Annotated in this window: 11 protein-coding genes; 8 read left to right on the top strand and 3 right to left on the bottom strand. The window is 44.2% G+C overall.

Annotation, left to right across the window (positions count from 1 at the left end):
• Positions 1-13 precede the first annotated feature (13 nt).
• Positions 14-454: a flagellar export protein FliJ gene (gene fliJ / locus ATG66_RS04990; RefSeq protein ID WP_098414246.1), complete on the top strand. Its 441-nt coding sequence runs from the start codon at positions 14-16 to the stop codon at positions 452-454.
• Positions 455-480: 26 nt separating this feature from the next.
• Here the strand turns inward: fliJ and ATG66_RS04985 are convergent, their stop codons facing one another.
• Entirely contained in the window at positions 481-1,524 is a 1,044-nt protein-coding gene (locus tag ATG66_RS04985) for a S1 family peptidase (protein ID WP_098414245.1), read from the bottom strand.
• Between the two features lie 301 nt (positions 1,525-1,825).
• On the opposite strand from ATG66_RS04985, the gene ATG66_RS04980 reads away from it, so the two are divergent.
• Together ATG66_RS04980 and ATG66_RS04975 are read left to right on the top strand one after the other, a co-directional pair.
• Positions 1,826-2,578: a phosphatase gene (locus tag ATG66_RS04980; protein ID WP_179885610.1), complete on the top strand. Its 753-nt coding sequence runs from the start codon at positions 1,826-1,828 to the stop codon at positions 2,576-2,578.
• Positions 2,579-2,732: 154 nt separating this feature from the next.
• The gene (locus ATG66_RS04975) at positions 2,733-3,122 is read left to right on the top strand and encodes a cytochrome b562 (RefSeq protein ID WP_098414524.1); all 390 of its coding nucleotides are present in this window, start codon (positions 2,733-2,735) and stop codon (positions 3,120-3,122) included.
• A 126-nt stretch (positions 3,123-3,248) separates the two neighbouring features.
• On the opposite strand, the gene gloA2 is transcribed toward ATG66_RS04975, so the two are convergent.
• Positions 3,249-3,632 carry an SMU1112c/YaeR family gloxylase I-like metalloprotein gene (gloA2, locus tag ATG66_RS04970; protein ID WP_098414243.1) on the bottom strand — a complete coding sequence of 128 codons (384 nt, stop codon included), beginning with the start codon at positions 3,630-3,632 and terminating at the stop codon, positions 3,249-3,251.
• A complete protein-coding gene (locus ATG66_RS04965; protein WP_098414242.1) occupies positions 3,625-4,554 on the bottom strand; it encodes a LysR family transcriptional regulator in 930 nt (309 codons plus the stop codon). Before ATG66_RS04965 ends, gloA2 begins: the two co-directional genes overlap by 8 nt.
• A 504-nt stretch (positions 4,555-5,058) precedes the next feature.
• Here ATG66_RS04965 and ATG66_RS04960 point away from each other — a divergent pair.
• The 5 genes from ATG66_RS04960 (at position 5,059) to tdh (ending at position 12,270) form a co-directional block, all read left to right on the top strand.
• Entirely contained in the window at positions 5,059-6,465 is a 1,407-nt protein-coding gene (locus ATG66_RS04960) for an aminotransferase class V-fold PLP-dependent enzyme (RefSeq protein WP_098414241.1), read from the top strand.
• A gap of 69 nt (positions 6,466-6,534) precedes the next feature.
• A complete protein-coding gene (locus ATG66_RS04955) occupies positions 6,535-7,446 on the top strand; it encodes a transporter substrate-binding domain-containing protein (protein WP_098414240.1) in 912 nt (303 codons plus the stop codon).
• Between the two features lie 17 nt (positions 7,447-7,463).
• Positions 7,464-9,788: a putative bifunctional diguanylate cyclase/phosphodiesterase gene (locus ATG66_RS04950; RefSeq protein ID WP_098414239.1), complete on the top strand. Its 2,325-nt coding sequence runs from the start codon at positions 7,464-7,466 to the stop codon at positions 9,786-9,788.
• Between the two features lie 212 nt (positions 9,789-10,000).
• On the top strand, positions 10,001-11,194 hold the full coding sequence (locus ATG66_RS04945) for a glycine C-acetyltransferase (RefSeq protein ID WP_098414238.1): 1,194 nt from the start codon (positions 10,001-10,003) through the stop codon (positions 11,192-11,194).
• A gap of 44 nt (positions 11,195-11,238) precedes the next feature.
• Entirely contained in the window at positions 11,239-12,270 is a 1,032-nt protein-coding gene (gene tdh, locus ATG66_RS04940; RefSeq protein ID WP_098414237.1) for an L-threonine 3-dehydrogenase, read from the top strand.
• Positions 12,271-12,854 lie beyond the last annotated feature (584 nt).

Here is a 12,854-nt window from a genome sequence, read left to right as displayed (position 1 = left end):
TGATGACGCTGAAATGAAAGCCAAAATACAAGCCGTCGGTAAGCTGCGATTAATGGAAGAAAAACAGCGTGATAGAGTGGGTCAACAACTCGATGCGATGCGTCAGCGTCACTCCCACCTATCGATGCAGCTAGAGCAGTTGTCTGCCTTGAAAGGTCACGCTGGACAATCGGCACGTTCCGTACCAACGCTCACCAGCGCTACGTTGATGAACGTCAATCGCGTCGATCAAATGCTACAAAAAATGCTCCATCACCATGAACATGAACAAGCGGTGATGCAAGCAGAGTGCGCGTCTGTACAAAAAAAGTTAGAACACAAGCATGCTCGCGTTCAAGGTCTAGAAAAAGTGCTTGAACGATGGCGTAAGAAACAGAGTTACGAAAAAGCCAAAAAAGAACAAAAGCTGATAGAAGACATCATCAATTCTCGCGTTAAACGCAAAACATTATAATGGCGCGCCTCATACACCTTGTAACGCTACCGACCTCGGCGGTGTCTTAACCAACCAAACCAGCCCCCAAGCATAATCAACCCTGCGCCGAGGGCACCACCGCCACTGTTACCGTTGTTACCAAAGCCAGATGTGTTGGTATCTACAGGTTCAAAGCCAGAGTCACCTTCGCTATGGTAATCTTCCGAACGTGCTAAGAGCGCGTTATAGCTGGTCTTAACCCCGGAACTCGTCTGCGCTGTAATCCAAGATGTGTAGTTCAAAATCTCCGTAAATACACTCGGGAGAGAGGGGGATTCGCACATGGATGAGCCATAACTGACAATACCGATTTGCTGATACACCCCATTATTATCTTGGTAGGTGAGAGGGCCACCGGAGTCGCCACTACATACCCCAGTATAGCTGCGGTCGGGGAAACCATTGGCACATAAGCTTTCTTGAGCGTTAAACCCATCCACAAGCGAGTCACACTGGGGATCGGTGAGTGGCTTTACTTCAGCCCAGCGCAAATAGTCCGGCCCTGTTTTATCGCTCGTTGAGGTTTGTCCTAACCCGAATATCTGGTAAACCGCCGCGCTGCTGTAGTCACCAAAGTCTTGCGGTAAAGTAATAGATTGCACGTTATCGGTGATAGGGCGAGTCAATTCAAGGATGGCGATGTCATTAATCCATAAATTGCTAGGCACATAATCTGGGTGAATCGTGATGGTGCGAACGTCTTTAAATTCTTCCACAAACACATCGTTCATTGTCGGGTTTTTGACTAATATTCGCAGGTCATTGGTTGTCCATTCTTCAGTAAAAACACTCGGTTCAACGCAGTGAGCCGCGGTTAAAATGAAACGGTCGTTGACAATGCTACCACCACAGATGTTGGCAAATTGATTGGCCCCAGTTTTATGCAGGATGACCCGCGCGAAAAAAGGCAATTGATTCGTAGCGGTGGGTTGGCCGCCAATGATGGCAGCTGAGAGATCTGGTTCAGAGCCCGTTGCTTGGTCTGCAGCGATACCCGATATTGGAGCTACCAAACAAAACGCACTGATTAAAGTTTGATGCAACGTCATATACCGTCCTTGAGTAAAAAATAATGCCTCTATTTTATACTCATTTTCCACTTAATGTGTTCAACAAAATGATTTCTTTGTTGAGGTGAAGCTATTAACGGAATGCTGGCTGAAAACAAGAACCTAACAAAGACAACGCCTCAAGCTGATCTTGTGTGGTGGGTGAACAGTGCACCTAGGCGGCGAGTAGCGACTCCCCTCAGTAAAGCACCAGGTTAGATTTTTAGGCGAATACTGGGCTGACGGTTGGTGGTGTGAGGGTATACAATAACACTCAAACAGCGCACTAAGAGAATGGATGATGGAATTTAAGGTTGATACCCATACACACACGTACGCCAGTGGGCATGCGTATAGTACTTTGATTGAAAACGCGAAATTGGCCAAAGAGAACGGTTTAGATATGTTCTGTACGACCGACCATGCGGAGTCGATGCCGGGCGCGCCTCACTATTGGTTTTTCTCTAACCAAAAAATTCTGCCTCGTTTTCTGGATGGGATCGCGGTTATTCGTGGTGTGGAATCGAACATCCTCAGTATGGAAGGCGATATTGACCTTCCGTTAAGCGTTGATCGCAATCTAGATTGGGTGATCGCCAGTTTTCATGAGCCCGTTTTTCGGCCTGCGAACAAAGAAACCCATACTGAAGCATTGCTCAATGTGATTAAAGATGGTCGTGTTGATGCGCTCGGGCATTTGGGGAATCCAAACTTCGACTTCGATTTTCAAGCGGTTTTAGAATGCGCAAAAGAACATAACGTTGCGATTGAAATCAATAACACCACGCTCAAAGGTAACAGTCGAGTAGGCAGTGTCGATCGTTGTTATGACATTGCACGTATTGGCAAAGAACTCGATGTGTTCTTTACGACGGGCAGTGATGCCCATTTTTGTCACGATGTGGGTAACCTTGACTTGGTTGGTGAATTGATGGACAGCATCGGAATTAATAGTGAGAAAGTCATTACTCACACCGCTCAGCAGTTTTTGTCTTTCTTAGCACTCCGAGGCCGCAAGCCTATTGCCGAGTATGAAGGTATTCGTAGCGCATAAACGGGATGATATTTTAGGTATGCACCCAGCGTGAGATTGCATTACACTGCGACCCGGAAATAGACCGATCACCCACTTGTAAGGCTTTACATTGTGGGTGATGTGGGTAAACAAAGCCGACACAGAATTCGGTACTAAAATTGGAGAAGTAAAAATGTTACGTCCTTTCGTTCTAGGGTGTGCGATTGCATTTGGCTCAACATATGCGATGGCGGAAGCGGTAGATTTAAAACAGAACATGAAGCAGATGAAACTGGAATTCAAACAAGCGGCGGAAGCGTCGGATGTGGCAACCATGAAATCTGCCATTGAAAGCTTGCAAGCGATTGTTGAGCAATCAAAGCGAGGTCACTACCCACCAGAAAAGTTTGATATTTACTTAGAAGGATTTAACAAACTGTCAGTGAAGCTGGAAAAAATTGAAGCTGACTTGGATGCAGGACAACTGCCGGAGGCCAAAGCGCAATTACGTGAAATTGACAGCCTGCGTGAAGAGTACCACGATAAGCGTAACCCAAGCATCTGGAGTAAGTTGTTTGGTTAACCACCACGCAAATTTGATTGCTTAAAGAGCAGCATAAAATACTTCATCAGCCTGCAGCTCTGCGGGCTTTTTGCTTGTTTGGCAATGCGCATTTCGACTCTCCATCACAATTCACTTCCCACTACACTATTTTTGGTATAACTCCAATGGCAAGCCGTCGGGATCTTGAAAGAAAGTGAAGGCTTTGCCAGTAAACTCATCCATGCGAATCGGCTCTACAACCACCCCTTTAGCTTCCAAATAGCGCTTCACCTGCTCGACATCTTCAACTTGGAAAGCAAGATGGCGCAAGCCTTGCGCTTCTGGAAAGCTTGGTCTTTCTGGTGCGTTAGGGAAACTGAATAGTTCTATTTGGCTACCATCCGGTAAGGCAAGATCAAGTTTGTAAGAGTCTCGTGCTGGGCGGTAATTTTCTGCAATAATTTTCAGCCCTAGCACTTCGGTATAAAAGCGTTTAGACGTTGGGTAGTCGCTGCAAATGATCGCGACGTGATGAATAGCGTTAAACATGGTGGCTTTCCTTTGAGACTAAATGCTGATTAACAAAATCGATAAATACCCGTAAGCGTGCTGGCATATACTTGGTTTGTGCGTATTGCATCGCGATAGCGCCGTGATAATTACTCTTGATCATCCAGTCAGATAATACTTCAACCACTTCACCACGTTCTAGCGCTTCTTTAATGACAAAGTCGTGGAAGATGCCGATCCCCAAGCTTGCCTTTACGCCATGTAAACGCATTTGAGAGTGGTTGACGGCATAGCGACCACTGACTGGAATCGAGTGAAAGACTTCTTCCTTAAAGAACGACCAGATGTTGTCTTTGTCGTTTTCTGCTAGGTAGATACAATCATGCTGTTCAAGCTGAGTCGGATGCTTTGGCGTGCCGTGTTTAGTGAGATAATCCGGTGAGGCACATAACACGAGGTTGGTTTTGCTGATCTCTTTTAAGACTAAATTTTCGTCTGGCTTGTCGGTCAGCTTGAATGCCACATCAATGCCTTCACGAAATAAGTCGATTTCGCCATCAGCCGCACGCAGTTTGAGCTGAATATTTGGATAACACTCCAGAAATGGCAACACAAACGGCTGAAGAACTGAGTTTAAGAATGCCTCTGGAGCGGCCACTGTCAGTGCGCCAGTGGGCTCGGTGTGATCCTCTGCCGACAGTTCCACGGCTTGCTGAGCTGCGTTCACCATGGCAATGCTTTGGTCATACACCTTTTGTCCTGCTTGAGTGATAAGCAGTTTGCGTGTGGTTCGCTCAAACAGCTTGACGGAGAGTGCTTTCTCTAAGCGGGTGATCAGCTTACTCAATGCCGATGGCGTCACCCTAAGCTTTTTTGCGGCAGCGGTAAAACTGCCTTCATTCACCACTAAGATAAATGACGCGAGATCAGGAAGCAGCGCGATGAGTTTTGGATTAACCATAAGTACTTAGTTCTACGAAGCAGAAGGAGGGTATTGTCTGGCACGATTTCGCTGAGTTCAAGTGTGCTTGTCTCGCTTTAGCGATATTTTGTGAGAACTCATCCATAACAGACTCGCCTGAGTGGTATCTCTTTAACGGTTTCATGAGCAGATATAGTGTTGGGAAAGTGCTTGGGAGCAAGATGGAATTCTTCGGTAAGTAGTTACCCCACAATCAAAAATCACCACACCGTGATCGAGTGTATTAACAAGGCAAGCTCAGCCGTTATTAACGACGATTGGTATAATCATCGTATAAGTACTTTAATGCAGATACCAATAAGCACATGATAGCATATAAAGTGTTGCTAGTATCATCAAGACAAATGAAATCTGGAATTAAAATCACTAAATGGTGTGGGAAGAGTTCATTTCTAATTGTAATGGTTAATACTGTTTTAGTAACAGGTAGTTACGCACTTAAAAACTAATAATATGGCTAACTTCAACAAGGATTGAAAAAAGATGAACAATAAGGAATCTATTCAAACTAATCGCAGCCGCCGTCATTTTCTAAAAAGCGCAACCGGTGCAGTTGTTGCTGGTGTGAGTGCTTCCGCTTTCTCTGGCGTGGCTCAAGCACGAGAACAGAAAATTGACTGGAGCAGCCGCAGGCTAGGTAAACAACACGATAAGCACTTTTGGCGTAAAGTGCAAAAACAGTTCGTTTTGGACAAACGCACGACTTACATGAATATTGGTACTACTGGCTCAATGCCAAAGCAAGTGCTTGAGGAATATGAGTATAACAATAAGTTGGTGGCAAAATACCCTTGGGACATGAAAGGTAAATTTGGTGCTTGGCCACATGTTTCAGAAATGGTCAAGGAAGTGGCTCCGGGCTTTGGCGCTAACCCAGAAGAAATTGTATTAAGTCGCAACACAACCGATGGGCTATGTTCCATCATCAATGGTCTGCACTTCGAGCCGGGCGATGTCATTTTAACCACTCATCATGAACACATCGCCGCGACTTCTCCTATGCACATCGCCAAACACCGTTTTGGTGTGAACGTGGTTGAAATTCAGCTTCCCATCTTCACCGGAACAGAAGATGTTTCAGAAGAAGACTACATTCAAGCGTTTAGAGAAGTGATTGAAGCGTATCAAAATGTACGTTTGATCATGTTCTCTCACATCACTTATAAGACAGGTACGACTTTACCAGCGAAGGCGATTTGTTCTCTAGCAAGAGAGCACAACATTCCTACTTTGGTTGATGGTGCGCATACCATAGGTATGTTGGATCTCGACTTCCACGATCTCGACTGTGACTTCTATGCAGGTTCTGGTCACAAGTGGCAATGTGGGCCTGGTGCCACTGGTATTTTATACGTGCGTGATAATGCTAACCGCTTGAATGAATACTGGAGTGACCGACAGAACCCGCTATGGTTGATTAACTCTTCACTTTCACACGCAGATTATTTAGGTAAACAGTTACAAATGCAGTATGTCGGTAATGACAATTACCCTGCCAAACAAGCGCTGGTTGATAGCTGCAAAATGTGGGACGAAATTGGGCGCGACCGTATTCAAGAACGCATCCTTAGCTTAGGGAGTAAATGTAAAACGTTGCTTCAAGAATCTCTACCACATGCTCAACGATTTTCCCCCAATGTGGAAGGTCTAGCCAGTGGATTAACTACGTTTAACCCATTTTATGACGTGACCAATGAAGAGATTTTGACCGAGTTTCGAGACCGCCTACGAGAAGAGTATGGTTACATCATCCGCACGACAAGTTTCAAGCTACATAAAGATGATAGCTATGATACATACGCTTTGCGTATCTCAACCCACTTGTTCCATGACGAACGAGAAGTTGAAGGGCTAGTTGAGGCCATTACAAACTTGTACTATTCGTTCTAAGAGCGTTGTTTATCACTAAAGCGCCCATTTATGGTTATGGGCGTTTTGTGAAAGGTAAGGATATTTACTATGTTACTCAAAACACTCAAGCGAGCCCTAGCAGCAACGTCAATAATGACGGTCTCTGTTATGTCTTTTGCAGCTTGGTCAGGTGACTTACAACAGATCCGCGAGAACGGAGTGTTACGCCATATCGGTGTACCTTATGCCAATTTTGTTTCTTATATTGAACAAGGTCAGGTTCAAACACTGACGGGTTTAGATGTCGACATAGTTAAAGGCTTTGCTCAGTCGTTAGGTGTGAGGTACGAATATGTCCCAGCACAGTGGAGCAATATGGTAAGCAAGCTGACTGGCCAAGATGTTCGATACCAAAATAAACGAGCAGTGTTAGGAAAACGCGTCCCCATAGAAGGCGACTTAATTGCAAACGGGGTTACTATTCTTGATTGGCGAGCTGAGGTTGTAGACTTCTCACAAGATTATTTCCCGTCAGGCGTTTGGCTAGTGTCCAGAACCGATTCAACGTTGAGCCCCATCGCTCCGAGTGGTTCAGTGGATGAAGATATTAAAGCCGTTAAGCAGCTCATTGATGGGCGAGAAGTCTTAGCACTGGAACATTCTTGCCTTGACCCTAACCTTTATGATCTATATGACACCGGCGCAGAAGTCATATTGCCGGACGGCGCTCGTCTTCTGAATGAGATGGTGCCCGCGATCATGAAGAATGATGCAGAAAGTACGCTGTTGGACGTCGCTGATACTTTGATCGCATTAGAGAAGTGGCCTGGTGAAATAAAAGTCATTGGCCCGGTATCTAAAAATCAAAGAATGGCTGTTGCATTTCGTAAAAGCTCTCCAAAATTACGCAACGCATTTGATCGGTATTTAGATGCGATTAAAAAAGATGGGACGTATGAAAGTTTAGTAAAAAAACACTACCCATCTATTTATTATTTTTATAACGATTATTTTATATAGAATAGTAAGAAGAATTGATGATAAAGGTTGTTAATAAAATCTCGAGTAGGAAGATTATAACAATAAGCGCAATATTGGTTTCCATTTATTTGGCCATGCTTATTGTGGTAACGAGTCTTGGACAAAATAAGTTAAAAGATTCTCAATATAGAGAATTGGATTTAAAAGTAAAGAGTTATGCAAGCACGCTAGATAATCTCTTTACCATCGCCAGTGAAGATATCGATAACTTATCAACCGATAAAACAGTGCAAACCTTTTTCGCTAATTTAGCTTCTGGAATGTCAATGGAGTATGGGTTGGGGGCGAGCCTGATCAACTTGCAGCGTCGTTTTGATGAGAAAATTGATAAAAAGCTAATTAATAATCGCTACATTTACAATAAGTTAACGCTAGTGGGTAATGACGGCGCGATCATTGCTACAACGGGTTCTGATACTCCTCAGAACGTTGATATTACTAACTTCATGACAGACGATGGTCAGCCACAAGAGGTCTGTGCTACTCGTGACAATGACGAAGTGAGTATTCAAGTCATTAAGCAAGTTAATTTCTCTGACGAGCCGGTTGCCTTTTTAATCGCCGATATTAATAAGAGTGTCGTTATTGAACAATTGACCAAGCAAGAGCACGAAGACAGCTATAGTCGCATGATGCTAAAGATACATGATGTCAATATGGTGGTGTGGGATTCTTTCAATAAAAGCGCTACGATGAATCAAGGTGAGAGTCATTTATTATCGTATGAGCTGGAAGGTAAAATATACTTTGAAGTTCCAGTCGAGCGACATCATTTAAAGCTAATGGCTTGGTTCGAACCCTTAAGTGAAAGAGATGTTTTTACTTCTCGCCTTTTCATCCTCGGATTAAGTATTCTTGCCATTATGATTGTTATTGCTTTGTGCTATGCATTTATTGCAAATAATAATCGTATTGAATTAAAAATCAAACTTGAAGAAGCGAAAAAAAGAAAAGATATTCTTTCTCAACAGAACAAAAAATTAACTAACGAAATCGAACGTCGTAAAGCTTCCGAAAAAGAACTCGCCTTCCAAGCGAAATACGACATCCTTACGAATTTACCGAATCGTAGCCATGGTTCAGAGCGATTGACGTTAGAGCTTATTCGTGCCGCTCGCAGCGGTTCTAAAGTACTGGTGATGTTCATCGACTTGGATCACTTTAAACAGGTTAATGACTCCATGGGTCACTTGGTCGGCGACGAGATCCTTAAACTGAGCGCACAGCGACTGCACCAAGTGGCGAGAAAAACAGATTTACTGGCTCGAATTGGCGGTGATGAGTTCCTATTGGTTATCCCAGACTTACATGATAATAATACGGCTAAACGTGCCGCTTCAAGCGTGTTGTCAGCATTTAACCACCCGTTTGTGTGGAATAATCATGAGTTTTTCCTAAGTAGCAGTATTGGAATGTCTGTTTTCCCTGATGACGGCGATAATGCGGAGCAGTTACTTGCTTGCGCTGACATGGCTATGTATCGAGTGAAGCAAGATGGACGTGATGCGTTCTGCTTTTACAATCACAACATGAACCAAAACCTACAGCGTTATTTGGATTTAGAAAGTCGACTGCGCAACGCTATTTCCAGCCAGTTACTCGAACTGTATTATCAGCCGATCATTGAGTTAAACAGCGGGAAAATTGTGGGGGCTGAGGCTCTCATGCGCTGGAATGATGAGAAGTATGGGTTCGTGAACCCTGAAGAGTTTATCTCTATTGCAGAGAAAAACGGTCTCATTCATCAAATCGGTGAATTTGCGATTCAGCAAGCGTGTTATCAAGCGGCACAATGGCAGACGATCACGCCTCTTTTTGTGTCGGTGAACTTTTCCAGTGTCCAGTTCCGTTACTGTGAACGTCTGCTTGCGTTCATTAAACAAAGTCTAACGGAGTCGGGGCTTTCTGCCGATAAGTTCGATGTTGAGGTCACGGAGAGTTTGCTGTTTAACCATGATTTAGAGTTGTTAGACATGTTAAATAACTTACGCGCACTGGGAACCAAGTTGACGATTGATGACTTTGGCACAGGCTACTCGGCGCTCAGTTATTTGCAGAAATTTCCATTCGACCGTCTTAAAATAGATCGTAGTTTTTTGCAGAATGTTTTTGAGAATGATTCAGACCGCGAGTTGGTTAACGTGATTATTGCGATGGCAAAGGCGTTGAATTTAAAAATAATTGCAGAAGGCATTGAAGAGTCTAGCCATGTGGATTACCTCAATGAGCTAAATTGTGAGTTCGGCCAAGGTTTCTATTATAGTCGACCAGTGCCAGCGAAGGAGTTTGAAGCTTTACTCAAGCAACCAACTTGGCGATAAATCCTTTTGTTACAACCTCATAGAAAAGCATTATTTGGATTCGTGCTTCAGATTCACTAATGCTTTTCCACTTTGAGGTATAATCGTTTTCCTCCCCTTGAATTACACTACACTTAATTGATAAACGATAGCCTGTGATGCCCGTCACATAAAGGCTCAATCAAATTCGGAACGAGTAAACACTCGCCACAACAACCAGGAAGGAATTTCAAATGTCTTCTGCATTTTACCAACAGATTCAGCAGCAAATTGAAGAAGTGAAGACTGAAGGTCTTTATAAGGCCGAGCGTGTTATCACATCTCAACAGCAAGCCGCTGTGAAAATCGCTAGCGGTGAAGAAGTCCTTAACTTTTGTGCAAATAATTATCTGGGCCTTGCTAACCATCCTGCGCTTATTGAAGCAGGTAAAGCTGGAATGGACGAGCACGGTTTTGGTATGGCATCAGTTCGTTTTATTTGTGGCACTCAAAACATCCACAAAGAGCTCGAGCAGAAGTTGTCTAAGTTCCTAGGTAAAGAAGACACGATTCTTTACACCTCATGTTTTGATGCAAACACTGGTTTATTTGAAACGATACTAGGGAAAGAAGACGCTATTATTTCTGATGCATTAAACCATGCGTCAATCATCGATGGTGTACGCCTTTGTAAAGCAATGCGTTTCCGCTACTCAAATAACAATATGCAAGAGCTTGAGCAACAATTGGTCGCGGCTAAAGAAGCGGGCGCACGCCACATTCTTATCGTCACCGACGGTGTATTTTCAATGGATGGTGTTGTAGCAAACCTTCCTGCCATCTGTGACCTTGCAGATAAGTACGGTGCATTGACTATGGTCGATGACTCTCATGCGGTTGGTTTTATGGGTAAAACGGGTGCAGGTACGCACGAATACCACAATGTAGTCGACCGTATTGACCTCATCACCGGTACGCTTGGTAAAGCGATGGGTGGTGCATCCGGCGGTTATACGTCTGGCAAGAAAGAAGTGATCGACTGGTTACGTCAGCGTTCTCGACCATACCTATTTTCTAACTCTGTCGCGCCTGCAATTGTCAGTGCGTCTATCCGCGTTCTAGATCTATTAGAAGAGAGCGGCGATCTACGTGATCGTCTTTGGGAAAATGCCGCGCACTTCCGCACTCGTATGGAAGCGGCAGGTTTCACCATGGGTGGCGCTGACCATGCAATCATCCCAATCATGCTAGGTGATGCAAAAGTTGCAGCAGAGTTTGCTGAGCGTGCGTTAGCAAAAGGTATTTACGTAATCGGCTTCTCGTTCCCTGTCGTACCAAAAGGTCAAGCGCGTATCCGCACTCAAATGTCAGCGGCACACTCACGTGAACAGTTAGACCGTGCAATTGATGTGTTCATCGAAGTTGGTAAGGACATGGGTCTTATTTAAGGTTTCAGGTCCTAGGAACTAGGGCCTTTAGTTAAGGTTACATTATGAAAATTAAAGCGTTATCAAAGCTAAAGCCTGAAGAAGGCATCTGGATGACCGAGGTTGAGAAGCCAGAAATTGGTCACAATGACATTTTGATCAAAATTAAGAAAACCGCAATCTGTGGCACCGACGTACACATTTATAATTGGGACGAATGGTCACAAAAAACCATTCCAGTACCTATGGTTGTTGGTCACGAATACGTGGGTGAAGTGGTAGCGATTGGTCAGGAAGTTCGTGGCTTTGAAATCGGTGACCGTGTATCTGGTGAAGGTCACATCACTTGTGGTCACTGCCGTAACTGTCGTGGCGGTCGTACTCACCTATGTCGCAACACGATCGGTGTGGGTGTAAACCGTGAAGGTGCGTTCGCAGAGTACTTGGTGATCCCGGCGTTTAACGCGTTTAAGATCCCCGATGAGATTTCTGATGATCTCGCGTCTATTTTTGACCCGTTTGGTAACGCAGTACATACCGCGCTTTCTTTTGATCTTGTCGGTGAAGACGTGCTTATTACTGGTGCTGGCCCTATCGGCATCATGGCGGCGGCAGTTGCGAAGCACGTTGGTGCTCGCCACGTGGTGATCACCGACGTTAACGAATATCGCTTAGGTCTTGCACGTAAAATGGGCGTTACGCGCGCAGTTAACGTAGCGGAAGAGAAACTAGAAGACGTAATGGCAGAACTAGGCATGACAGAAGGCTTTGACGTAGGTCTAGAAATGTCTGGTAACCCATCAGCGTTTAACTCAATGCTCGCGACGATGAACCACGGCGGTCGTATCGCCTTACTTGGTATTCCGCCATCAGACATGGGTATCGACTGGAACCAAGTGATTTTCAAAGGTCTGGTGATTAAAGGTATCTATGGTCGTGAAATGTTTGAAACTTGGTACAAGATGGCCTCATTGATTCAATCGGGTCTGGATCTGACGCCAATCATCACGCACCATTACAAGATTGATGACTTCCAACAAGGTTTTGACGTCATGCGTAGCGGTCAGTCTGGCAAAGTTATCCTAGACTGGGAATAACCATTAATAAAGTGTGTTACTAACTGCAACCGTTGAAGGTGCTTAATTCTCAAGAATGAAGCACCTTGATTATTTCTTAAGTGCGATACACCCACGAAACCACTGCCTTATTCTGTGGCTGCGCATATCATCATGCTGATTCAGCCCCTCCGCTGCGTTACCATACGCACAAAATTCTTTATAAAGCACATACCTAAAGCCACGATCATCTTGCACTTAAAGAGGACCGTGTTGACGCAAAGTCAGTCATTCCATTCCTACCCCTCGCCGAAAAATGCTGAGCAGTAACAATGTTCAGCGAATGAGGCACGAGCTGAAAACTATGAACAAAGTTATGGGTCAGGTACGCCAATTAAAAGTTGAGCGGGAGGTTGGTTAGTAAGAGCGGCCTGTGATCTTATTTAGCCTATAAAATCTTTAACTGAAGTCACACGGATACTTAAATAAAATTAAATGATACTTTAATTAATTGTTCATAATAGTGCGCTTTACACCAACAAGATACGTTATACGTTGTCTTTATATAGTTTTCGTTTGTGCACTAATTAAAGTATTTCTATTAATATCTTTTTAGTCATTAAAAT

It is taken from the genome of Vibrio sp. ES.051 (genome assembly GCF_002563795.1).
Taxonomy (GTDB): Bacteria; Pseudomonadota; Gammaproteobacteria; order Enterobacterales; family Vibrionaceae; genus Vibrio.
The sequence above is the reverse complement of the archived record's forward strand: the minus strand, read 5'-3'. Positions and strand labels throughout refer to the sequence as shown.

Bases quoted from the DNA above. Each gene is read 5' to 3' on its own strand.
- ATG66_RS04975 (WP_098414524.1), top strand. From the start codon at position 2,733: ATGTTACGTCCTTTCGTTCTAGGGTGTGCGATTGCATTTGGCTCAACA.
- ATG66_RS04960 (WP_098414241.1), top strand. From the start codon at position 5,059: ATGAACAATAAGGAATCTATTCAAACTAATCGCAGCCGCCGTCATTTT.
- ATG66_RS04945 (WP_098414238.1), top strand. From the start codon at position 10,001: ATGTCTTCTGCATTTTACCAACAGATTCAGCAGCAAATTGAAGAAGTG.
- ATG66_RS04955 (WP_098414240.1), top strand. From the start codon at position 6,535: ATGTTACTCAAAACACTCAAGCGAGCCCTAGCAGCAACGTCAATAATG.
- gloA2 (WP_098414243.1), bottom strand. From the start codon at position 3,632: ATGTTTAACGCTATTCATCACGTCGCGATCATTTGCAGCGACTACCCA.
- ATG66_RS04950 (WP_098414239.1), top strand. From the start codon at position 7,464: ATGATAAAGGTTGTTAATAAAATCTCGAGTAGGAAGATTATAACAATA.
- tdh (WP_098414237.1), top strand. From the start codon at position 11,239: ATGAAAATTAAAGCGTTATCAAAGCTAAAGCCTGAAGAAGGCATCTGG.
- ATG66_RS04980 (WP_179885610.1), top strand. From the start codon at position 1,826: ATGGAATTTAAGGTTGATACCCATACACACACGTACGCCAGTGGGCAT.
- ATG66_RS04965 (WP_098414242.1), bottom strand. From the start codon at position 4,554: ATGGTTAATCCAAAACTCATCGCGCTGCTTCCTGATCTCGCGTCATTT.
- ATG66_RS04985 (WP_098414245.1), bottom strand. From the start codon at position 1,524: ATGACGTTGCATCAAACTTTAATCAGTGCGTTTTGTTTGGTAGCTCCA.
- fliJ (WP_098414246.1), top strand. From the start codon at position 14: ATGAAAGCCAAAATACAAGCCGTCGGTAAGCTGCGATTAATGGAAGAA.